The sequence below is a fragment of the Neotabrizicola sp. VNH66 genome, assembly GCF_049445895.1.
Classification (GTDB): domain Bacteria; phylum Pseudomonadota; class Alphaproteobacteria; order Rhodobacterales; family Rhodobacteraceae; genus Pseudogemmobacter.
Genome location: NZ_JBMSDW010000002.1, coordinates 19036 through 39380, shown reverse-complemented (window position 1 = coordinate 39380; position 20345 = coordinate 19036). Strand labels below are relative to the sequence as shown.

The following is a 20345-nucleotide window of genomic DNA, read 5'->3' as shown; positions in this document are numbered from 1 at the left end:
GGCCGTTCCCCGCCGTTTGGCCTCTGCCGCTGCGAAAGGCGGTTGTCTTGTGGGGGGGCAAGCCGTAAGGCTGACCCGACCCGAGCCTGCGCAACCCGGGCCTGTCCTGCAGATTGAGCCGATGAAACTGTATTTTACCTTGCCGAATCCCCTTCGCGGGACTGGTGCGGCGGCGCTGCTGTTGTCCGGTCTTCTGGCCGGCTGTGCGGCCACCCCTTCCGATCAGGGCATCCATGATCCGCTGGAGCCGCTGAACCGCGCGACGCACGGGCTGAACAAGGGGCTGGACACGGTTGCCGTGCGTCCGGCGTCCAAGGTCTATGGCACGGTGGTTCCCGATCCGCTGCGGCGCGGGGTGAACAATGTGGCCGATACGCTGGAACTGCCGGGGGTGATCGCCAATGACATCCTGCAGCTGAAGCTGGAACAGGCGGTGACCAACACGCTGCGTCTGGGGCTGAACCTGACCTTCGGTCTGGGCGGGCTGAACGATTTCGCCACGGCGGCGGGCATGCCCAAGACAGACAATGATTTCGGCACCACACTGGCGGTATGGGGCGTGGGCGAGGGTCCCTATGTGGAACTGCCGGGCTTCGGCCCCTCGACCGCGCGCGATGCTGTTGGCACGGCGGTGGACATCGCCTTCAACCCGCTGGGCAATGTCTTTACCGGCAATGATGCCGCAGCTGTGACCGCGGCAGCGGTGCTTTCCAAGCTGGATGATCGTTTCCGCTATTCCGGCACGATCGACTCGATCCTATATGAAAGTGCGGACAGCTACGCGCAGGCGCGGCTTCTCTATCTCCAGAACCGCCGGTTCGAATTGGGGAAAGAGGCGCCCGCGGGCGAAGATGACGGATTTATCGACCCTTACGAGGATCTTTATGGCCAGTAACACCATGGTTTCCCGCCGCCTGTTCGTCGGAACCGGCCTTGCTGCCGCGGCGGCCTTTGGCGCGCTGCCGGTCTGGGCGCTGAACACCGATCAGGCCAGGGCGCTGATCGGCCGGGCGGTGGATGACATCAACGGCATCATCAACTCGGGCAAGTCCGAGGCACAGATGTATCCGGCGTTCGAAAAGCTGTTCGTGCAATATGCCGATGTGCCCACCATTGCCATCTCGGCGCTTGGCACGGCGGCGCGCGGCGCATCGGATGCGCAGAAGGCAGCCTTCACCAAGGCGTTCCAAGGCTACATCAGCCGCAAATACGGCCGCCGTTTCCGCGAGTTCATCGGCGGCAAGATCGAGGTGACCGACGCCCGCCCGGTGAAAAGCTACTTCGAGGTGATCTCGACCGCCTATCTGAGGGGGGAAAGCCCGTTCGAAGTGCGCTGGCATGTGTCGGACCGGGCCGGGAAGAACCTGTTCTTCAACATCATCATCGAAGGCGTGAACATGCTGGCCAGCGAGCGGACCGAGATCGGCGCCATGCTGGACAAGCGCAAGGGCGATATCGACCGGCTGATCGCCGACATGCAGTCGATGTAACCGCAGCGGAACCCGCACATCAGAAAGGCCCGCAGGGAAACCTGCGGGCCTTCTGCTTTCGGGGCGCCCATGGGAGGAGGGAGAAGCGCCGCCGGGAGAAACTTTGGGAGAGGTTTCCGGGCGGATCCCACGGGGACCCGCCCGAACCGCTTAGTAGTGGTAGGCGCTTTCGCCGTGCGAGGTGATGTCCAGGCCTTCACGCTCGGCATCGGCGGCGACGCGCAGACCACCGGTCAGGGCACCCACCACCTTGAAGAGGATGAACGACACGACAGCGCAGTAGATGATCGTGATGCCGATCGCCGAGACCTGATAGAACAGCTGCTCGCCCATGCCGCGGCCTTCGGGGAAGCCCTGACCGCCCAGAGCCGGAGCCGCGAAGATGCCCGCGCCGACCGCACCGATGATCCCGCCGATGCCGTGGATGCCGAACACGTCCAGGCTGTCGTCATAGCCCAGCTTGTTCTTCACGACAGCGACGAAGTAGTAGGCGCCCAGCGAGGCAAGTGCGCCCAGCAGGATCGCACCGACCGGACCCACGGCACCAGCGGCCGGGGTGATGGCCACAAGACCCGCGATCATGCCCGAAGCGCCACCCAGCATCGAGGCTTTGCCGCGCGCCATGACTTCGATGATGACCCAGCCCAGGATGCCGCCCGCCGTCGCGGTGAAGGTGTTCAGCATGGCCAGACCCGCCAGCGTACCGGCCGACAGCGCCGAACCCGCATTGAAGCCGAACCAACCGACGAACAGGATACCGGCACCGACCAGCGTCAGCGTCAGCGAGTGCGGCGCCATGTTGTCCTTGCCGTAGCCCACGCGCTTGCCCACGCAGATCGCGCCGACAAGGGCCGCGATACCCGCGTTGATGTGCACCACGGTGCCGCCGGCGAAGTCGAACACGCCCCAGCCGAAGAACAGCCCGTTCGCATCCCAGGCCATGTGCGCCACCGGGAAGTAGACGATCGAGACCCAGAGGAAGACGAACAGCAGCACAGCCTTGAACTTGATGCGCTCGGCGAAGCCGCCGATGATCAGGGCCGAGGTGATGCAGGCAAAGGTCATCTGGAAGGCGATGAAGACATATTCCGGGATGGTGCCGGACAGGCTGTCAGGCGTGACACCGGCCAGGAAGACCTTGGCGAAGCCGCCGAAATAGGGGCCCTCTCCGCCGCCGAAGGCGAAGGAATAGCCGTAAAGCACGTAGATCACGATGCAGAGCGCGGTGATCGCGGTGGTCTGCATCAGGATCGACAGCATGTTCTTGGTGCGGACAAGACCGCCGTAGAACAGGGCGACGCCCGGCAGGATCATGAAGAGCACCAGCACGGTGGACACGAGCATCCAGGCGGTATCGCCGGTGTCGACGGTCGGAACGGCCTCGACCACTTCTTCGACCGCCGCCGCCGCGGTATCCGCCGCCTCCTGCGCCCAGGCGGGCAGGCTGGCTGCAAGCGACGCGCCAAGCGTCGTCAGGCCAGCGAATTTGGTAAACTTGTTCATTTTCAGGATTTCCCCTTCCCTGGGTCGCTTGTCAGAGGGCGTCGTCGCCGATTTCGCCGGTGCGGACGCGCACCGCCTGTTCCACGTCGAGCACGAAGATCTTGCCGTCGCCGATCTTGTCGGTCTTGGCGGTCTTGGCGATGGTCTCGACGACCTGGTCCGCCAGGGCATCGGGGACCACGATTTCCAGCCGCACCTTCGGCACGAAGTTCACGGCATATTCGGCGCCGCGATAGATTTCGGTGTGGCCCGACTGGCTGCCGAACCCCTTGATCTCGGTCACCATCATCCCGCGCACGCCGATCGTGGTCAGCGCCTCGCGGACTTCGTCAAGCTTGAACGGCTTGAGTGCTGCAATGATGAGTTTCACATCCATCCCCTTTTTTCTGGCAGGAACCCGGGGAGCGGGCCCTTGGCGTGAGCAGGCAGAATTTCGCCGGTGCAGCACAAGAAAACGGCGCTGAAGAGAGCGGTTCAGCCGGGTTTTTGTGCGAATGATGGGCGAGTCACGTGGGAGTGGCCTAAAAAGCGGGCAAATGTGAAAGCCGAATCGAAGGCGCTTGCCCTTCGCATCCGCAACATTTCAGGCTATGGTCCGGGACCAGAAACAGGCGCGCAGCGTGGCGGACCCCGCCCCGCAGGCAAAGCCGGACGCGAAGCAGGCAGGCGGCATGGCAACAGGGAATGGGGGGCGCGGCCCCCTTGTGGCAGATAAAAGGTATGCCCGGGGGCAAGCGCCCGCGGCCAAGAAGCCTGCAGCCGCGAAGAAACCGGCCCGCAGCCCGCGCCCGCCCCGGCGGCACGGGTTCATCGTCGGCTTCTTCCTGTTCGTCTGGCGGATGATCTGGGCGGTTCTGTGGCGCGTGACCGCCGTGGCCGCGATTCTCTTCGGCTGCGTGGTCTTCTACTTCTATGCACAGCTGCCCGATCTTTCGACGCTGCTCGATGGTCGCGCCCGCGGCTCGGTCACGCTTCTGGACCGCGAGGGGAAGGTCTTTGCCTGGCGCGGCGAAACCTTCGGCGGCCAGATCACCGCCGAGACGGTCAGCCCCTATCTGCATGATGCCGTGGTCGCCACCGAGGACAAACGGTTCTACTGGCATTTCGGGGTCAGCCCGCGGGGCATCGCCAGCGCCATTGCCATCAACCTGCGCGAGGGCCGCGGCGCCTTTCAGGGCAACGGCGGGTCCACCATCACCCAGCAGGTGGCCAAGCTGCTGTGCCTTGGCGTGGCCTATGATGCCGCAGTCTGGAAGACCGAAGCCGATTATGAGCGGGACTGCCGCGCGGGCAGCGTCTGGCGCAAGGTCAAGGAAGTGCCCTACGCGGTTGCGATGGAGATGAAATACTCCAAGGAAGAGATCCTGACGATCTACCTGAACCGCGCCTATCTGGGCGCCGGGGCGCGCGGGTTCGAAGCCGCCTCGCAACGCTATTTCGGCAAGTCCGCGGCCAATGTCTCCCCGGCCGAGGCGGCGATGCTGGCGGGTCTTCTGCAGGCCCCTTCCGCACTGGCCCCCACGGGCAATCTGGAACGCTCGCAGAACCGCGCCAATGTGGTCGTGGGGCTGATGGAGGAGCAGGGCTACCTGACCAAGGCCGAAGCCGACGAGGCCCGCGCCAACCCCGCCCGCCCGACCGAGGCGGCGCGGCAGAAATCCGGCGGCTTCTTTGCCGATTGGGTGATGGAGACGACGCCCGATTATCTGGCGCGCGACACCACCGAGGATGTCATCATCGAGACGACGCTGGATCAGAAGATCCAGAAACAGGCCGAAGACGCGCTGGCCTGGGTGTTCGAGAACAAGGTGAAGGCCGGGTCCAAGGCGCAGGCCGCCATCGTGGTGATGAGCGCGGACGGCGCCGTGCGCGGCATGGTGGGCGGACGCGATATTCCGCAGGCGGGCGATTTCAACCGTGCGACACAGGCGCTGCGGCAGACCGGATCGGCGTTCAAGCCGTTCATCTATGCGGTGGCGATGGATCTGGGCTATTCGCCGCTGGATTACGTCGACGACAGCCCCTACACGATCTATGTGCCGGGCTCGGGCAACTACACACCCAAGAATTATGACGGCAAGTTCAAGGGCATGGTCACGCTGACCCAGGCCCTGGCCGAAAGCCGCAACATCCCGGCGGTGAAGATTCAGGAACTGGTCGGCCGGGATCTGGTGAAGAAGGTCGCCACCGATTTCGGCGTGGCGCAAAATCTGGCCGACGGCCCGGCGCTGGCTCTGGGTGCCAGCGAATCGACGTTGATCGAGATGACGGGCGCCTATGCGGGCATCCTGAACGGCGGCTCCTCGGTCACGCCCTACGGCTTGGTGGCGCTGAAGCTGCAGGGCGAGAACGATCCGCTGTTCGGGCAGGGCGGCGGCATCGGCGAGCGGGTGATCAGCGAAACCGCGGCCCATGCGCTGATCTACATGATGACGCAGGTGATCGAACAGGGCACCGGCACCCGTGCGCGGCTGAACGGGCGCGAGGCGGCGGGCAAGACCGGCACCACGAACTCGGCCCGGGATGCATGGTTCGTGGGCTTCACGGCGGATTATGTCGTGGGCGTCTGGCTGGGCTATGACGACAACACCCCGCTTCAGGGCGTGACGGGCGGTGGCCTGCCGGCCGAGATCTGGCACGAGGTCATGACGCGGATCAACGAAGGCGTTCCGCCGAAGGAACTGCCGAAGGAGATCCCGCAAAGTGCCTTCACCGGCGCGGGGCCGGGCGACAATGTGCCGGTGCAGCCCGAGGATGTGCCCTATTTCGACGATCCGAATGCGCCGGTCTATGACGGCGGGGCCACCGACTACCCGCCCGCGGGCACCAAGCTTGGTCCGGTGGAAAGCGATGATCTGGCAGAGCAGATCCTGAACGAGCTTCTGGGGAACTGAGCCGGCTAATCAGGCGGAGCCGCCGCCCCGTTCCGGGGCCGCGGCACTGCTTTTTCTCGCCTCTGGCGCAAGCGCCAACCGGCTCGGCGTGCCTCCGGCGGGGATATTGGTCCCCAGTATGAAAGCACAAAGTATTTCATACTGGTCCAAATATCCCGGGGGTGCGGGGGCAGCGCCCCCGCCGCGGGTGAGGCTCAGAGAACCGCGGCGATGGCGCGGGCCAGCACCGGCACGGTCTGCGCGTTCAGCCCGGCAATGTTGATGCGGCTGTCGCCGACCATGTAGATCCCGGCCTCTTCCCGCAGGCGGACGACCTGTGCTTCGGTCAGGCCCAGGCGGCTGAACATGCCGCGGTGATGGGCGACGAAGTCGAAACGGTCCGAATTGGTGGCCTTGCGCAACTCGTCGGCCAGTTGCTGGCGCAGGGTCAGCATGTTGAGCCGGGTCTCTTCCAGCTCGGCTTTCCAGTCGGCGGTCAGGGCGGCATCTTCCAGGATCATCGTCACCAGACGTGCGCCGTGATCGGGCGGGAAGCTGTAGTTCTGCCGGTTCAGGAAGTTCAGGTTGCCTTGCACCACCGCCTTGCGCTCGGGCGAGGTCAGGGCGATCAGGACGCCGGTCCGTTCGCGGTAGATGCCGAAGTTCTTGGAGCAGGAGGCGGCGATCAGCACCTCGGGGAAAGCCGCCGCCACCTTGCGGGTCGCTTCGGCATCGGCATCCAGCCCGTCGCCAAAGCCCTGATAGGCCAGATCGACGAAGGGCACGGCCTTCTTGGCCTGCAGAAGGGCGATCACCTCATCCCATTGCGCGGGCGTCAGGTTGGCGCCGGTCGGGTTGTGGCAGCAGCCGTGCAGCAGGACCGCATCTCCCGCAGCCACGCCCGCCAGATCGGCCATCAGCCCGGCGAAGTCGATGCCCGAGCTGGCGACGTCGAAATAGCGGTATTCCGCCATCGGCATGCCAAGGAACTTCACGATGGACGGGTGGTTCGGCCAGGTCGGCGCCGAGAGCCAGACCTTGGCCGCCGGATTGGCCATGCGGATCAGCTCCAGCGCCTGCCGGATGGCGCCGGTGCCGCCGGGTGTGGCGATGGAGGCCGCGCGGTCGGCAAAGCCCGCACCAAGGATCAGCTGCACCATGGCGGCGTTATAGGCGGGTTCGCCTGCAAGCCCGGTGTAGGTCTTGGTCGTCTCGGTCTCCCAAAGCTTTTTCTCGGCCGCCTTGATCGCGCGCATGACCGGGGTCAGGCCAGTGGCGTCCTTGTAGACGCCGACGCCAAGGTCGATCTTGTCAGTCCGCGCATCCTCGCGGAACATGGCGATCAGTTGCAGGATCTTGTCCTGCGGCTGCGGGTTCAGAGCCTCGAGCATTTGCCCTTCCTTTCAGGGTCGCGGCTGCGCCGGTCCGGTTTCGACCGGCAGATCTTCATACATGCCCCATTCCGCCCAGGACCCGTCATAGAGCGACCAGTTGCGGTGGCCGATCCGCTCCAGCGCCAGCGCAAGCACGGCGGCGGTGACGCCCGATCCGCAGGAGGTGATGGCAGGCTTTGACAGGTCCACGCCCGCGGCTTCGAACACCGCGCGCAGGGCGGCGGGGTCTTTCATCGTGCCACCGGGGTTCAGCACGCTGTCATAGGGCACGTTGCGGGCGCCGGGGATATGGCCCGCGCGCAGGCCGGGGCGCGGTTCGGGCGCTTCACCGGCAAAGCGGGCGGCGCCACGGGCGTCGATCACCTCGGCCTGACCCAGTTTCGCGGCATGGGCCACCTGCGTCACGTCGCGCACCAGATGGTTCTGGCGCTGCACGGTCATGTGGCGGTCGCGGATCACCGGGGGCAGGTCCTCGGTCTCATGCCCTTCGGCCTGCCATTTGGGAAGGCCGCCGTCCAGCACGGCCACATCCATCTTGCCCATCAGCCGGAACAGCCACCAGACGCGCGCGGCCGAGAACAGGCCGGAGCCGTCATAGACCACCACCTGATGCCCGTCGCCCACGCCCATGGCGCGCAGGCGGCTCATGAATTTTTCGATGGGGGGCGCCATATGGGGCAGGGTGCTGCGCTGGTCTGACAATTCGTCGATGTCGAAGAAGCGCGCGCCGGGGATATGGGCGGCGGCATATTCCGCCTTCGCATCCCGGGCCGAGCCGGGCAGATACCAGCTGGCATCCAGAATGCGCAGATCGGGGTCACGCAGGTGCTGGGCCAGCCATTGGGTCGAGACCAGCGTTCTGGGATCGTCGGCGGGAGAAGGCATGAGCGGCATGGCGGTCTCGGGGCAACGGGAATCTCCCGTCCCTATAGCCCCTGCGGCCCGCGGCGCAAGGGTGTGCGGGCCGGTGCATGCCGCCCGACCCGCAGATGCGGCGTTATTTCACCAGCGCCTTCTTCAATGTGCCGATGATGGCGACCAGCGCACCCCCACCCACGCCGCCGCCAAGGATGCTTTGCACGATGGCTGCAATATCAAGATTGCCCGCGGCCGCCGCCGCCTCACCCGCGCCGGTAAGGCCCAGCATCCCCAGAAGCTGTCCGCCCCCCAGGCCGCCGACCAGCCCGACCACCGTGTTCAGCAGCGTGCCCATGTCCACCGGCTTTACGCCCTTGCCCGCCAGATTGCCGCCGACGGCGCCCGCGATTAGCTGAAGGATGAGTTCCATATCTTGCCCCTGTCCTGTCCGCAGGCCCTTTGCCCGGCGGAGATGGGCCAAGGATCGCGCAGCGGGCGGCGTCGGGGCAGGGGAAGGAAGGGGTTTCGTTCCCCCGAACCGGGATCAGACGCCCTGTTTCAGCAGGCGGGCCTTCTGGCGGTCCCAGTCGCGCTTGGCGCTGGTTTCGCGCTTGTCGGCCAGTTTCTTGCCCTTGGCGATGCCCAGCTTCAGCTTCACGATGCCACGGTCGTTGAAATACATGCGGATCGGCACCAGTGTCATGCCTTCGCGCGCAGTGGCCGACCACAGCCGCGACAGTTCCCGCCGCGAGACCAGCAGCTTGCGCCGCCGCCGCTCCTCATGGCCCCAGGTCTTCGCCTCGCGGTAGGGGGCGATATAGCCGTTGATCAGCCACAGCTCTCCGCCCTCGACGCTGGCATAGCTGTCGGCGATGTTGGACCCGCCCTGCCGCAGGCTTTTCACCTCGGACCCTTCCAGAATGATACCGGCCTCCAGATCGCTTTCGATATGGTAATCGAAGCGGGCCCGCCGGTTTTCAGCAATCAGTTTGGAATTGGGGTCGGATTTCTGAACCATGATAGCGATGAGATAGGCGCGCAGGCCGCATCTGTCCAGTCAGCAGAATGGGCCTGTGAGAATGGGCCCGTCGAGAATGGGACTGTGCGGATCAGCCCCGCCCGGCCATGGCATCGGCGCGGCGGCTGCGGGTCAGGCCATAGACCCCGGCCAGCACCACAAGGGCCGATCCGGCCAGCACCTCCGGCCCCGGGCGTTCACCCACCACCAGAACCGCAAGGATCAACGCGAAGATCAGCCTAGTATAGCGGAAGGGCGTGACCGCGGCCACGCTGCCCGTCCGCATCGCCCCGGTCAGCGCGTGATAGCCCACGATGCCAAAGCCCGTGCAGCCCGCAAGGAAGGCCCAGCCCTGCGGCGCGGGCCAGACCAGCCCGCCGGTGAAAGCCAGCACGATCAGCCCGGCCACCCCCAGCATGGCAAAGCCGATGGTGCCCAGCTGGCGGTTGGACAGCACCCTGGGTGCGGCCCGGGTGGCCAGATCGCGCCCGGCAAAGCCCAGCATCCCGGCCACTGCCAGCAGCGACAGCGCGGAAAATCCGCCAGCCCCCGGTTGCAGGATCAGCATGACCCCGGCAAAGCCCACCAGCACGGCGGCCCACCGGCGCCAGCCGACGGGTTCGTGAAACAGCACCGCCGCGCCCGCGATCACCACCAGCGGCGTGGCCTGCAATATGGCCGAGGTGGTGGACAAGGGCGTCAGCGCGATGGCCAGCGCATAGAACAGCCGCCCGCCGATCTCGAACGCGGAACGGACCATCAGGCCGGGCAGCAGAAAGGCACGCGGGACCGCCTGCTCCCGCGCGCGCAGCGACATCAGCGCAAAGACCAGCGCCCCGGTGAAGCCCATGATCGCCATGACCTGACCCACCGGCATCTGCCGGGAGGCCAGCTTGATGAACATATCCTCGACGGCGAATCCCGCCATCGAGAGGGTCATCAGAAGCGCGCCCTTCAGGTCGGGCGACAGCCCGGCCTGCGGTGCGGTTTTAGTTGATGAGCCCGGCATGAACCATCGCCGCACGGATGCGTTCCTTGGTGCCGTCGGTCAGCCCGACCAGCGGCAGGCGCACATCCTCGGCGCAGCGGCCCAGAAGAGACAGGCCGTATTTGGCGCCCGCCAGTCCCGGTTCGATAAAGATCGCCTCATGCAACGGCATCAGCCGGTCCTGATATTCCAGCGCGGTGCGATAGTCGCCGCGCAGGGTGGCCTGCTGGAATTCGGCACACAGCTTCGGTGCCACATTCGCGGTGACCGAAATGCAGCCCGTGCCGCCATGCGCGTTGAAGCCAAGCGCGGTGGCATCCTCGCCCGAAAGCTGGATGAAATCGGGGCCGCAGCTGGCGCGCTGCATCGACACCCGCTCGATCTTGCCGGTGGCATCCTTCACCCCGATGATCCGGGGCAGCGCGGCCAGACGGCCCATCGTCTCGGGCGTCATGTCCACGACCGACCGGCCGGGGATGTTGTAGATGATGATGGGCAGATTGCAGCAATCGTGCAGCGCCTTGAAATGCGCATAAAGCCCGGCCTGCGTCGGCCTGTTGTAATAGGGCGTCACGACCAGTGCGGCATCGGCGCCGACCCGTTCGGCATGCTGGATCAGCCGAATGCCTTCGACCGTGTTGTTCGAGCCCGCCCCCGCGATGACCGGCACCCGGCCCGCAGCGAACTTCACCACCGCCTCGACCACGGTTTCATGCTCTTCATGGCTGAGCGTGGGGCTTTCACCCGTCGTCCCCACCGGGACAAGGCCGGTCGAGCCCTGCTCGATCTGCCAGTCCACGAGTTTTTTCAGCGTATCCATATCCAGTTCGCCGTTCTTGAACGGCGTCACCAGCGCGGGAATCGATCCCTGGATCATGGCACGCATCTCCTCGTATGGGGGGCAGAGTCGCCCCGTGTCGAACGCGCCCTCCATATCCCTGCGGCGAAGACTTGCCAAGCGGCGGTGCTGACGGGAACGTGGGTTGTGGCCGGTGCCCGCCTTTGGCAGATTTCGGCCCATGTCCCTGATCGTCCGTCTGCATCTCCTCCTGCGGCCCGTGGCCGTGCTCTTTGCGCTGATGCCCGCCCTGTCCGCCCGCGCCGATGAGGTGCAGGCGATGAAGACCGCGCTGCAGCTGATGGCCACCAAGGACTGGGACGGGGCGCTGGCGGTGGCACCGTCGGGCGTCGGACGCGATGTTGTCCTGTGGACCATGCTGCGTGACGGCACCGGAACCCTGGGCGATTACGAGGATTTTCTGGCCCGCCGCCCCGATTGGCCCGGCCTGCCTCTGCTCAAGCAGAAGGGAGAAGCGGCGGCGGCGCGATCCACGACGCCCGCGCGTGTGGCAGGGTTCTTCGGCAAGGAGGCCCCGGCCACGGCCGAGGGTGCCATTGCATTGGTCCGGGCGCTTTTGGCACAGGGCGACCGTGCCAATGCCGAGACCGAGGCGATGCGGGCCTGGGCCGACCTGGCCTTTACCTCTGACGAAGAAAAGGCGCTGATCGCGCTTCTGCCGGAGGCGGTGGCCGCGGCAGACCGGCTGCGGCTGGAAAACCTGCTATGGGCGGGCCGCCGGGCCGAGGCGCTGCGGATGCTGCCGCGTGTGCCCACGGATGTGCAGGCGCTGGCCCGGGCGCGGATGGCGCTGCGGGCCGATGAGAACGGTGTGGATGCGCTGATCAAGGCGGTGCCGCCTGCGCTCGCCGATGATCCGGGGCTGGCCTATGAACGCTTTGTCTGGCGGATGCGGCGCGACCTTTATGAAGATGCCGCGGCGCTTTTGCTGGCGCAACCGGCGGACCGGCTGGGTCGGCCCGAGGCCTGGGCCGAACGGCGGGCGCTTCTGGCGCGCTGGCTGATGCGGCAGGGTCGGGCGGCGGATGCCTACAAGATCGCGGCGGCCCATGGGCTGAGCGCGGGCGCCTCTTATGCGGATCTGGAGTTTCTGGCCGGTTTCATCGCTTTGCGCCGGCTGAACCAGCCCGACACGGCGCTTCAGCATTTCAGCCATCTGCTGGCGGGCGTGTCCACCCCCATCAGCCTGTCGCGCGCCGCCTATTGGCAGGGCCGCGCCGAAGAGGCGCGCGGCAATGTCGAGGCGGCGGAATCGCATTTCCTGTCGGCCGCGCGGCACCAGACCGCCTATTATGGCCTTTTGGCCGCCGAAAAGCTGGACCTGCCGCTGAACCCCGCTTTGCTGGAGGACAAGCGTCCGGCCGACTGGCGGCAGGCACGGTTTGCCGGGTCTTCGGTTCTGGCGGCGGGACGGCTTCTGGCGGCGGCGGGCGACCGGGCGCTGGCGAAGCGGTTCTTCCTGCATCTGGGGGAAGGCCTGACCGATGCCGAACGGGTGCAGTTGGCCGATATGGCCATGCAGATGCAGGAGCCGAACATTGCCCTCTTGATCGCCAAACAGGCGGCCGAGCGGGGGGCGATCATCCCTTGGGCCTACTTCCCGGTGCCTGCCTTTGTGCCAGACGGTCTGGCCGTCAGCCGGGCACTGGCGCTGGCCATTGCGCGGCGGGAAAGCGAATTCGACCCTGCTGCCCGGTCCCATGCCAATGCCCAGGGGCTGATGCAGGTGTTGCCGGAGACGGGCCAGCGCATGGCCCGCGACATCGGGCTGGAGTACACGCCCGGCCGCCTGCTGACGGACCCGGCTTTCAACGTGACGGTGGGCGCGGCCTATCTGGGCCGCATGGTTGAAGAGTTCGGTCCCGCCATCGCGCTGGTCGCCTCGGGCTATAATGCCGGGCCGGGGCGTCCGCGCCGCTGGATCACCGAATTCGGTGACCCGCGGCAGGCGGATGTGGATGTGGTGGACTGGGTCGAGACCATCCCTTTCGGCGAAACCCGCACCTATGTGATGCGGGTGGTCGAAGGCGTTGTGATCTACCGGGCCAAGCTGAAGGGCGAGGCCGGCCCCATCCGCATCACGGCCGAACTGAAGGGATGAGGGCCCGTCAGGCGTGCGCCAGTTCCAGCTGCACCACATCGGTGCGGCCGGTGGCGAAGGTGGCGGCGCAGCCCTCCAGATAGAATTGCCAGCTGCGCAGGAACCGCTGGTCATAGCCGAAGCGCAGGATGCGCGGCCGTTCGGCCAGCATCCGCTCCGCCCAGATCCGGCAGGTCCGCGCGTAATCCTCGCCAAAGGCAAAGGTATCGCGCAGCGCCAGACCGGCGCGGGCCGCCTCGCGCTGGATCACCGCATTGCAGGGCAGCATGCCGCCGGGAAAGGTGTGCTGACGGATGAAATCCGACCGGCGGCGATAGAGCGAGAATTCCGCATCCGGCACCGTGATCGCCTGCACCAGCGCCCGCCCGCCTTCGGCCAGCCGGGCCTTCAGCGTGGCGAAATAGGTGGGCCAGTAGCGTTCGCCCACGGCCTCGATCATCTCGATCGAGACGATGTTGTCATAGGTGCCCTGTACCTGCCGGTAATCCTGCAGCCGGATGTCGGCCCGCCCGTCCAGCCGCGCATCGGCATAGCCCTTTTGCGACGGCGACAGGGTCAAGCCCGTGACATGGCGGCCGCGGCCGGCTGCGGCTTCGGCAAAGCCGCCCCAGCCGCAGCCGATTTCCAGCACGCGTTCGCCCGGGCCAAGACGCGACAGGATGCGGTCGTTCTTGCGGTCCTGTGCCTGTTCCAGATCGTCGCCCGGCGCGAAGATCGCCGAGGAATAGGTCATCCCCCGGTCCAGCCAGAGCTGGTAGAATTCGTTGCCCACATCGTAATGCGCGCGGATGTTGCGCGACGATCCGCGCAGCGAGTTCAGCCGGAACAGCCGGTCCCCGATCAGCATCCGCAGCCGGTCCAGCCCGCGCGGCTCGGCAAAGGCGGACAGCCGGTCGATGTTGCGCAGGGCCAGCGACAAGAGCCCCTCCAGATCGGAGGTCTCCCAAAGACCGGCGACCCAGGTCTCGCCCAGACCCACATCCCCGCGGGCGGCGATGGCGGTCAGGACGGCGCGATCCCGGATGACCAGATCGACCTCTTGCCCCTGCCCGAAGACATGGCTGCTGCCATCGGGCAGGGTCAGCCGCAGGCGACCGTGCTGCACCCCCTCCAGCGCGGCAAGGAAGCGGCGTTCGATCAGGCGCGCGAAGGGCATCAGGTGATCTCCTGTTTGGGGGGGGCGGGCAGGCGGCGGTAGCGCGCGCCTTTCAGTTTCAGGCGGAGCGCGTTCCAGTAGATCAGCGCCAGCACCCGCAGGCTGCCCCCGGGCCGGCGCAGAGAGGCGGCCAGCGCGCCGCGGTTGGTTAGCGGTTTCAGCGGCCCGGCCATGGCGGCATCCAGCCCCTGATCGCCGTTCCTGTGGCCGATGCGCAGGGCCAGATGGTCCGGCGACAGCGCAAAGTTGAAGCGGTATTCCCCCGCCACATCCTGAAAGGGCGAGACGTGAAAGACCTTCTCCGCCCGGATTGTATCCTGCGGCGTGATCGGGTCATCGCCCGGAGGGCGGCACAGATAGGAATGGCGCTGGCCGAAGGTGTTGTTGACCTCGGCAATCGCCGAAACCAGCGCATCGCCCCGCAGCACCAGCCAGAAGCTGACCGGGGTGAACCAATGGCCCAGAAGCCGCGGCTGCGTCAGAAGCGCCATCGTGTCATCCGGCTGCACCGACAGACCGGCCCGGGCGAACTGATCGCGCGCCCACGCGGCCCCGGTTCCCGCGCCGCGCGGGCCGCCGTGGTCGCGGTCATGGACCGACAAAAGGTTCCAGCGGTTGCGCGAGAAAAGGGCCGGACCCCATGCCGTTTCCGGCGCCAGCAGCAGGTAATCGGTGCCGTACCGGAACGCATGGCGCAACGGCCCGCGGCGCGCATGGGTGACGGTGGCGACCATATGCAGCACCTCCCCCCGTTGCAGCCGCTGGGTCAGCGTCATGGTCACACCTTCTCGGGCAGCAGCCGCCGCGCGACACGAAGGGTGCTGGCGAAACCGTCTTCGTGAAACCCGTTGCGCAGCCACGCGCCCGCGAACCAGCTGCGGCGCTGGCCCTGAAGCCCGGCAATCGCGTCCTGCGCCTGCAGCGCGCCATGGTCAAAAACCGGGTGGCGGAAGGTCACCTCGTCATAGATCGCCTCCTCCCGCAGCGGGATTTCGGGGTTCAGCGAGACGAAAAGCGGGTCATCCTCGGGGATGTTCTGCAGCCGGTTCATCCAGTAGCTGACCCCGACCCCGCTGCCCGCCGGGCCGGGGGTGTCGGTGCGGTAGACCCATGCGCTCCAGCATCTTTTGCGCTGCGGCATGACGGCCGGATCGCAGTGCAGCACCACGCGGTTCGGCTGGAACCGGATGGCGCCAAGGGCCGCGCGCTCCTCGGGCGTTGCATCGGCCAGCATCGCCAGCGTCCGGTCGGCCGGGCTGGCAAAGACCACCTGATCATAGCGTTCGGCGGGGAAATCGGCACCTTGCACCGTCACCCCCGCATCATCGCGCTGCACTGCCGTGACCTGCGCGCCGGTGCGGATCTGCACGCCCGCGCGCAGAAGCGCCGCCTCCAGCCGCCAGACATAGTTCCGGCTGCCCCCGGTGACGGTCCACCACTGGTGCTGGCCACCCGCCGTCATCAGCGCATGGTTGCGCATGAAGCGGATCAGCGCCTCGGCAGGATAGGCGCCGATGCCCGAGGCTGGCGTGGACCAGATCGCGCCGCAGATCGGGAAAAGGTAGTTGTCTCGGAACCTTTGTCCCAGCCGCATCTCCTCCAGCAGCGCGCCGATGCTCAGATCGGGTCGCCCGCGGGCTGCCGTCTCGGCCCCGGCGTTGAAGCGCAGGATGTCGCGGATCATGCCGTGAAAGCCCGGTGACAGCAGATTGCGCCGCTGCCCGAACAGCGCGTCACCCGACCGCAGCGCATATTCCAGCCGTCCGCCATTCAGCGAGACGCCGAAGCTCATGTTGCTTTTCTCGACCGGCACATCCAGATCGCGGAACAAGGCGGTCAGATGCGGATAGTTCACATAGTTGAACACGATGAATCCGGTATCGACCGCCTGATCGCCGCGTCGCCCGGCCAGAACGGTGCGGGCATGGCCGCCCAACCGCCCCTCGCCTTCATACAGGGTGACATGGTGGTGCGGGGCCAGCGCCCAGGCGGCCGACAGCCCCGCGATCCCGCCGCCGATGATGGCGATGCGCTGCGGGGCGCCGCGGGTCAGGTCGAAGGGCATGGGTCTTTCTCCGTCTTTGCGGGTTCTCCAAAGGGTTACGCAGCCTGATCCGGCCCGGATCAGTGCAATCTGCCGCCTTGCGGAAAATTCCCCCTGCGGGTGATCCATCCCGCGCAGGGCGCCGTATCCCCGCCATGACGGTGGATCATGACAGACCCTTTGTTGAGACGGACCAGACGGTGGCCGGGGGCTTGCGCAGCGAGGTGCAGGCAGGTCACATCGGTTTGATCGCGGAGATGACCTGCATGACCAGCCCCCCGCCCGAAGAGACCGGGCCAGACCCCGCGCGCCCCGCCGACGCTGCGCGCGCGATGACGCTGGCCCTGCTGGCGGTGCGCGACCGCCGCGACCGCGAGGCTTTCGGGCAATTGTTCGACCATTTCGGCCCGCGGCTGAAGGCCATGCTGATGCGTGGCGGGTTGCGCGACGGCAGTGCCGAGGATGTCGTGCAGGATGTGATGCTGGCCGTCTGGCACAAGGCGGCGCAGTTCGACCCCCACCGGGCCGAGGCAAGCGCGTGGATTTACCGCATCGCGCGCAATCGTCAGATTGATCTGGCCCGCCGCAGGCCGCCGCCGCTGCCTGATGTGGTCGAGGAGCCGGAGGGCAGCGAGCCGGATGCCGCGCAGATCCTTGGTCTGGCGCAGGAGGCGGCCCGGCTGCGCGCCGCTTTGGGCAAGCTGTCGCCCGAACAGAACCGGGTGCTGCAACAGGCCTATATGGAAGACCTAGCCCACAGCCGGATCAGCGAACTGACCGGCCTGCCGCTTGGCACGATAAAATCGCGCATCCGGCTGGGCCTTGAACGACTGCGGCAAGAGCTGCGGGATTTGAAACCATGACGAACATCATCCACCATCACCTCTCTGACGATCTGTTGCACCGCTATTGTGCGGGCAGTCTGCCGCGGCCCTTTGCCGTGGTGGTGGCCGCGCATCTTTCGTTGTGTGACGAGTGCCGCGCGGCCGCCGAGGCAGAAGATCACCTCGGCGGCGCGCTTCTTGACTGTTCCGAGGCTGCACCTCTGGCCGAAGGCCTGCGGGACCGGCTGCTGCTGGCGCTGGACGATGCGCCGCCGCCGCCCGCAGGGCCGCGTCCTTCGGGGATATTCCCTGCCGCCGTGATGGAGGCGCTGGACGGCAATCCGCCCAAATGGCGGATGCTGGGCGGCGGTATCCGGCAACAGGTCCTGTCCGACGATGCCGAAGGCTCGCTTCGGCTGCTTTACATCCCGCCGGGGCGGGCGGTCCCGGAGCATGGTCACCGCGGGCTGGAGATGACGCTGGTGCTGCAGGGCAGCTTTTCGGATTGCGAGGGGCGGTTCTCGCGCGGGGATGTGGAATGCGCCCATGACGAGATCGACCATCAGCCCGTGGCAGGCGAGGGGGAGCCCTGCATCTGTCTGGCCGCCACCGATGCGCCGCTGCGGTTCCGCGCGATGATTCCGCGGCTGCTGCAGCCGATCTTCCGGATCTGAGGCCGATGGCGGGCTTTGCCGGGCGGCGGGTCTGGATCATCGGCGCCAGCGCGGGCATGGGCGAGGCCGTCGCACGCGCGCTGTCGGCCGAAGGTGCGCGGCTGATCCTGTCCGCCCGCGACGAAGCTGCGCTGCGGCGGCTGGCGGCGGATTGTGGCGGGGCCGAGGTTCTGCCGCTGGATCTGGCGCGGCCGGAGACTTTGGCCGATGCGGTGGCGTATCTGCGCGCCGGGCCGCCTTTGGACGCGCTGATCTGCACGGCTGCCGTCTATGATCCTGCGCCTGTGGCCGAAATCGACCCGCAGCAGGCCGCCCTGATGGTGCAGATCAATATCCTTGGCACGCTGGAGGTGGCGCGGACCTGCCCGCCGCTGCTCCGCGATGGCGGGCAGTTCGTGCTTTTCGGCTCGGTCGCGGGCTGGACGGGGCTGCCCGGCGGCCAGCCCTATTCCGCGACCAAGGCCGCGGTGAACAATCTGGCCGAGACTTTGGCGGCGGAACTGCACCCCCGGGTGGATGTGCGACTGGTTTGCCCGGGCTTCGTGCGGTCCCGGCTGACCGAGAAGAATACGTTCAGGATGCCCGCGATCATCAGCGCGGAAGAGGCCGCCACCCATGTGCTGCGCGGGTTGCGCGGGCGGCGGTTCCTGATCCATTTCCCGAAACGGTTCACGCTGGCCGTGGCTCTGTTGCGCATCCTGCCGCGCGGGCTGGCACTGCGGCTGACCCGGCGGATGGGCTAGCGGCCGCTTTTCAGGTCAGCCGCCCCGACAGCGCGGCCACCCCCGCCCAGGCGGCAACGCCGGTCAGGAAGGTGCCCCATGTCAGATCCACCGCCACCTGTTCCAGCGACCAGTCGCGCAGGGTGGCATAATTCGTCATCTCATAGGTGCCGTAGCACAGGAAGCCCAGCACCATGCCGTTGAACAGGGCCTGACCCGGCGCCTGTTCCTTCAGCGCGGGCCATGAGACGAACCACAGCACACCCGCCACATAGGCCAGATAGAACAGGGCGGCCGGACCCAGCCGCAACGGCGAGGCCAGAAGCCCGCCGACATGCCGTTCGAACACCGGGCGGATCAGCCAGTTGATCCCCGCGGCATCCAGCCCGAGGAAGACCACCACGGTCACGAGGTAAAGGAGGATCATCTGGGTCATGGCACCTTTCCCCGCATCGGCTTTGAAAGGGATACGGGGAAAGGGCGCGGATGGATCACCCGCCGTCAGGCTGACAGGCGCAGATGGTTTGCGGGGGCCACTGGGGCCAGTCCGAAATGTTCGCGCAAGGTGCGGCCTTCGTATCCGGTGCGGAACAGGCCGCGCTTCTGCAGGATCGGCACGACTTCCTGTGCGAAGACCTCGAACTGCTGATACAGGATCGGCGGCATCACGTTGAACCCGTCCGCAGCGCCGGATGTGAACCAGTCCTCGATCACATCGGCCACTTTCTCGGGCGTGCCCGCCAGGGTGAAATGACCGCGCGCGCCCGCCAGCCGCTGGAGAAGCTGCCGCAGGGTCAGCTCTTCGCGCAGGGCCAGATCGACATAGCCCGTGGCGCGGCTTTTCGAGGCATCGACCCGGGCCGGATCGGGGAAGTCCGACGCCTTCAGCCGCCGGTCCAGCGGCACGCCGGTGAAGTCATACCCGCCGAACCGCGCCGACAGCCGGGCAAGGCCGATTTCCGGGCTGGTCAGGGCGTCCAACTCCTCCCACACGCGGTCGGCCTCGGCCTGGGTCGAACCGATGGCGGCCGAGATGCCGGGCAGGACAAGGATGTCATCGGCGCGGCGTCCGAAGGCGGCGGCCCGGGATTTCACATCCGTATAGAAGGCGCGGGCGCTGTCCTTGCCCAGATGGGCGGTGAAAATGGCCTCGGCCCAGCGGGCGGCAAAGGCGCGGCCGTCCTCGGACTGGCCCGCCTGGATATAGACCGGCCGGCCCTGCGGGCTGCCGGGAACATTCAGCGGCCCCTGCGCCTGCCAATGCGGCCCGCGGTGATGCGCCGGCTGGACCTGCGCAGGGTCGAAATAGCGCCCCGAGGCCCGGTCATCCAGAATGGCCGCGGCGGGAAAGCTGCGCCACAGCGCATCCACCGCCTGCACGAAATCCTCGGCGATGGCATAGCGTTCGCCATGGCCCACATCCTCGGACCGGCCATAATTCAGACCGGCCTGCGGCGCCCATGAGGTGACGATGTTCCACCCCGCGCGGCCCTTCGACAGATGGTCCAGCGTGGCGAACTGACGGGCGAGCGTATAGGGCAGGCTATAGGTGGTCGAGGCGGTGCCGATCAGCCCGATCCGCTCCGTCAGCACGGCCAGTGCCGACAGAAGCGTGATCGGCTCCAGCGCGCCGGAGGCGACCAGCCCGCCGTTCGTCTGTGCCACCAGCGCATCGGCCAGAAACACCGCGTCGAACTTGGCGGCTTCGGCGATCTTCGCGGCGCCGGCGTAAAGCTCCAGATCCGTCAGCGACCGGGCGGAGGAGGCGGGATGGCGCCATGCGCTTTCATGATGACCGCGCGGCATGAGGAACAGGTTCAGGTGCAGCTGGCGCGGCATGG

The 20345-nt window shown here is 66.8% G+C and carries 20 protein-coding genes; 7 read left to right on the top strand and 13 right to left on the bottom strand.

Annotated elements, in window-relative coordinates; translation table 11 throughout:
• Positions 1 to 121: 121 nt before the first annotated feature.
• Together ACO2Q5_RS02645 and ACO2Q5_RS02640 are read left to right on the top strand one after the other, a co-directional pair.
• On the top strand, positions 122 to 895 hold the full coding sequence (locus tag ACO2Q5_RS02645; RefSeq protein WP_423288037.1) for an MlaA family lipoprotein: 774 nt from the start codon (positions 122 to 124) through the stop codon (positions 893 to 895).
• Entirely contained in the window at positions 885 to 1490 is a 606-nt protein-coding gene (locus ACO2Q5_RS02640; protein WP_423288036.1) for an MlaC/ttg2D family ABC transporter substrate-binding protein, read from the top strand. Before ACO2Q5_RS02645 ends, ACO2Q5_RS02640 begins: the two co-directional genes overlap by 11 nt.
• A gap of 150 nt (positions 1491 to 1640) precedes the next feature.
• Here the strand turns inward: ACO2Q5_RS02640 and ACO2Q5_RS02635 are convergent, their stop codons facing one another.
• Positions 1641 to 2993, bottom strand: a complete 1353-nt coding sequence (locus tag ACO2Q5_RS02635) for an ammonium transporter (RefSeq protein ID WP_423288035.1) — start codon at positions 2991 to 2993, stop codon at positions 1641 to 1643.
• A gap of 31 nt (positions 2994 to 3024) precedes the next feature.
• A complete protein-coding gene (locus ACO2Q5_RS02630) occupies positions 3025 to 3363 on the bottom strand; it encodes a P-II family nitrogen regulator (RefSeq protein WP_423288034.1) in 339 nt (112 codons plus the stop codon).
• Positions 3364 to 3664: 301 nt separating this feature from the next.
• On the opposite strand from ACO2Q5_RS02630, the gene ACO2Q5_RS02625 reads away from it, so the two are divergent.
• Positions 3665 to 5887 carry a transglycosylase domain-containing protein gene (locus tag ACO2Q5_RS02625; RefSeq protein WP_423288033.1) on the top strand — a complete coding sequence of 741 codons (2223 nt, stop codon included), beginning with the start codon at positions 3665 to 3667 and terminating at the stop codon, positions 5885 to 5887.
• Positions 5888 to 6081: 194 nt separating this feature from the next.
• Here the strand turns inward: ACO2Q5_RS02625 and ACO2Q5_RS02620 are convergent, their stop codons facing one another.
• From ACO2Q5_RS02620 to dapA, 6 genes are all read right to left on the bottom strand, one after another.
• Positions 6082 to 7257: an aromatic amino acid transaminase gene (locus tag ACO2Q5_RS02620; RefSeq protein WP_423288032.1), complete on the bottom strand. Its 1176-nt coding sequence runs from the start codon at positions 7255 to 7257 to the stop codon at positions 6082 to 6084.
• 12 nt (positions 7258 to 7269) lie between these two features.
• Positions 7270 to 8154: a 3-mercaptopyruvate sulfurtransferase gene (gene sseA, locus ACO2Q5_RS02615; RefSeq protein WP_423288031.1), complete on the bottom strand. Its 885-nt coding sequence runs from the start codon at positions 8152 to 8154 to the stop codon at positions 7270 to 7272.
• Between the two features lie 103 nt (positions 8155 to 8257).
• Positions 8258 to 8548 carry a hypothetical protein gene (locus tag ACO2Q5_RS02610; RefSeq protein WP_423288030.1) on the bottom strand — a complete coding sequence of 97 codons (291 nt, stop codon included), beginning with the start codon at positions 8546 to 8548 and terminating at the stop codon, positions 8258 to 8260.
• A 114-nt stretch (positions 8549 to 8662) separates the two neighbouring features.
• Complete coding sequence (smpB, locus tag ACO2Q5_RS02605; protein WP_423288029.1) at positions 8663 to 9136, bottom strand: SsrA-binding protein SmpB; 474 nt, start codon at positions 9134 to 9136, stop codon at positions 8663 to 8665.
• 91 nt (positions 9137 to 9227) lie between these two features.
• Positions 9228 to 10145: a DMT family transporter gene (locus ACO2Q5_RS02600; RefSeq protein ID WP_423288454.1), complete on the bottom strand. Its 918-nt coding sequence runs from the start codon at positions 10143 to 10145 to the stop codon at positions 9228 to 9230.
• Positions 10126 to 11001, bottom strand: a complete 876-nt coding sequence (gene dapA, locus ACO2Q5_RS02595; RefSeq protein WP_423288028.1) for a 4-hydroxy-tetrahydrodipicolinate synthase — start codon at positions 10999 to 11001, stop codon at positions 10126 to 10128. Before dapA ends, ACO2Q5_RS02600 begins: the two co-directional genes overlap by 20 nt.
• A 142-nt stretch (positions 11002 to 11143) precedes the next feature.
• Between dapA and ACO2Q5_RS02590 the strand changes: the two genes are divergently transcribed.
• Positions 11144 to 13084, top strand: a complete 1941-nt coding sequence (locus ACO2Q5_RS02590; RefSeq protein WP_423288027.1) for a lytic transglycosylase domain-containing protein — start codon at positions 11144 to 11146, stop codon at positions 13082 to 13084.
• Between the two features lie 7 nt (positions 13085 to 13091).
• On the opposite strand, the gene ACO2Q5_RS02585 is transcribed toward ACO2Q5_RS02590, so the two are convergent.
• The 3 genes from ACO2Q5_RS02585 to ACO2Q5_RS02575 are packed head-to-tail and all read right to left on the bottom strand — an operon-like array spanning position 13092 to position 16305.
• Entirely contained in the window at positions 13092 to 14243 is a 1152-nt protein-coding gene (locus tag ACO2Q5_RS02585) for a class I SAM-dependent methyltransferase (RefSeq protein ID WP_423288453.1), read from the bottom strand.
• On the bottom strand, positions 14240 to 15016 hold the full coding sequence (locus tag ACO2Q5_RS02580) for a DUF1365 domain-containing protein (RefSeq protein ID WP_423288026.1): 777 nt from the start codon (positions 15014 to 15016) through the stop codon (positions 14240 to 14242). The genes ACO2Q5_RS02585 and ACO2Q5_RS02580 overlap by 4 nt, the downstream gene beginning before the upstream one ends.
• Positions 15017 to 15018: 2 nt before the next feature.
• Positions 15019 to 16305 (bottom strand): NAD(P)/FAD-dependent oxidoreductase, encoded by a 1287-nt coding sequence (locus ACO2Q5_RS02575; protein ID WP_423288025.1) that lies wholly within the window; start codon positions 16303 to 16305, stop codon positions 15019 to 15021.
• Positions 16306 to 16550: 245 nt separating this feature from the next.
• On the opposite strand from ACO2Q5_RS02575, the gene ACO2Q5_RS02570 reads away from it, so the two are divergent.
• Genes ACO2Q5_RS02570 through ACO2Q5_RS02560 form a run of 3 tightly spaced genes read left to right on the top strand, consistent with a single transcriptional unit; the run spans position 16551 to position 18525 of the window.
• A complete protein-coding gene (locus ACO2Q5_RS02570; RefSeq protein ID WP_423288024.1) occupies positions 16551 to 17147 on the top strand; it encodes a sigma-70 family RNA polymerase sigma factor in 597 nt (198 codons plus the stop codon).
• Complete coding sequence (locus ACO2Q5_RS02565; RefSeq protein WP_423288023.1) at positions 17144 to 17782, top strand: ChrR family anti-sigma-E factor; 639 nt, start codon at positions 17144 to 17146, stop codon at positions 17780 to 17782. The genes ACO2Q5_RS02570 and ACO2Q5_RS02565 overlap by 4 nt, the downstream gene beginning before the upstream one ends.
• A 5-nt stretch (positions 17783 to 17787) precedes the next feature.
• Positions 17788 to 18525, top strand: coding sequence for an SDR family NAD(P)-dependent oxidoreductase (locus ACO2Q5_RS02560; protein WP_423288022.1), 738 nt, complete (start codon positions 17788 to 17790; stop codon positions 18523 to 18525).
• A 10-nt stretch (positions 18526 to 18535) separates the two neighbouring features.
• Here the strand turns inward: ACO2Q5_RS02560 and ACO2Q5_RS02555 are convergent, their stop codons facing one another.
• Both ACO2Q5_RS02555 and ACO2Q5_RS02550 read right to left on the bottom strand, forming a co-directional pair.
• On the bottom strand, positions 18536 to 18940 hold the full coding sequence (locus ACO2Q5_RS02555) for a DUF2177 family protein (protein ID WP_423288021.1): 405 nt from the start codon (positions 18938 to 18940) through the stop codon (positions 18536 to 18538).
• Positions 18941 to 19005: 65 nt separating this feature from the next.
• Positions 19006 to 20343 (bottom strand): LLM class flavin-dependent oxidoreductase, encoded by a 1338-nt coding sequence (locus ACO2Q5_RS02550; RefSeq protein WP_423288020.1) that lies wholly within the window; start codon positions 20341 to 20343, stop codon positions 19006 to 19008.
• Between the last annotated feature and the right edge of the window lie 2 nt (positions 20344 to 20345).

What these genes read in the sequence shown, in the direction of transcription:
- ACO2Q5_RS02645 (WP_423288037.1), top strand. Translation starts at nt 122, where the DNA reads ATGAAACTGTATTTTACCTTGCCGAATCCCCTTCGCGGGACTGGTGCG.
- ACO2Q5_RS02640 (WP_423288036.1), top strand. Translation starts at nt 885, where the DNA reads ATGGCCAGTAACACCATGGTTTCCCGCCGCCTGTTCGTCGGAACCGGC.
- ACO2Q5_RS02635 (WP_423288035.1), bottom strand. Translation starts at nt 2,993, where the DNA reads ATGAACAAGTTTACCAAATTCGCTGGCCTGACGACGCTTGGCGCGTCG.
- ACO2Q5_RS02625 (WP_423288033.1), top strand. Translation starts at nt 3,665, where the DNA reads ATGGCAACAGGGAATGGGGGGCGCGGCCCCCTTGTGGCAGATAAAAGG.
- ACO2Q5_RS02620 (WP_423288032.1), bottom strand. Translation starts at nt 7,257, where the DNA reads ATGCTCGAGGCTCTGAACCCGCAGCCGCAGGACAAGATCCTGCAACTG.
- sseA (WP_423288031.1), bottom strand. Translation starts at nt 8,154, where the DNA reads ATGCCGCTCATGCCTTCTCCCGCCGACGATCCCAGAACGCTGGTCTCG.
- ACO2Q5_RS02610 (WP_423288030.1), bottom strand. Translation starts at nt 8,548, where the DNA reads ATGGAACTCATCCTTCAGCTAATCGCGGGCGCCGTCGGCGGCAATCTG.
- smpB (WP_423288029.1), bottom strand. Translation starts at nt 9,136, where the DNA reads ATGGTTCAGAAATCCGACCCCAATTCCAAACTGATTGCTGAAAACCGG.
- ACO2Q5_RS02600 (WP_423288454.1), bottom strand. Translation starts at nt 10,145, where the DNA reads ATGCCGGGCTCATCAACTAAAACCGCACCGCAGGCCGGGCTGTCGCCC.
- dapA (WP_423288028.1), bottom strand. Translation starts at nt 11,001, where the DNA reads ATGATCCAGGGATCGATTCCCGCGCTGGTGACGCCGTTCAAGAACGGC.
- ACO2Q5_RS02590 (WP_423288027.1), top strand. Translation starts at nt 11,144, where the DNA reads ATGTCCCTGATCGTCCGTCTGCATCTCCTCCTGCGGCCCGTGGCCGTG.
- ACO2Q5_RS02580 (WP_423288026.1), bottom strand. Translation starts at nt 15,016, where the DNA reads ATGACGCTGACCCAGCGGCTGCAACGGGGGGAGGTGCTGCATATGGTC.
- ACO2Q5_RS02575 (WP_423288025.1), bottom strand. Translation starts at nt 16,305, where the DNA reads ATGCCCTTCGACCTGACCCGCGGCGCCCCGCAGCGCATCGCCATCATC.
- ACO2Q5_RS02570 (WP_423288024.1), top strand. Translation starts at nt 16,551, where the DNA reads ATGACCAGCCCCCCGCCCGAAGAGACCGGGCCAGACCCCGCGCGCCCC.
- ACO2Q5_RS02565 (WP_423288023.1), top strand. Translation starts at nt 17,144, where the DNA reads ATGACGAACATCATCCACCATCACCTCTCTGACGATCTGTTGCACCGC.
- ACO2Q5_RS02560 (WP_423288022.1), top strand. Translation starts at nt 17,788, where the DNA reads ATGGCGGGCTTTGCCGGGCGGCGGGTCTGGATCATCGGCGCCAGCGCG.
- ACO2Q5_RS02555 (WP_423288021.1), bottom strand. Translation starts at nt 18,940, where the DNA reads ATGACCCAGATGATCCTCCTTTACCTCGTGACCGTGGTGGTCTTCCTC.
- ACO2Q5_RS02550 (WP_423288020.1), bottom strand. Translation starts at nt 20,343, where the DNA reads ATGCCGCGCCAGCTGCACCTGAACCTGTTCCTCATGCCGCGCGGTCAT.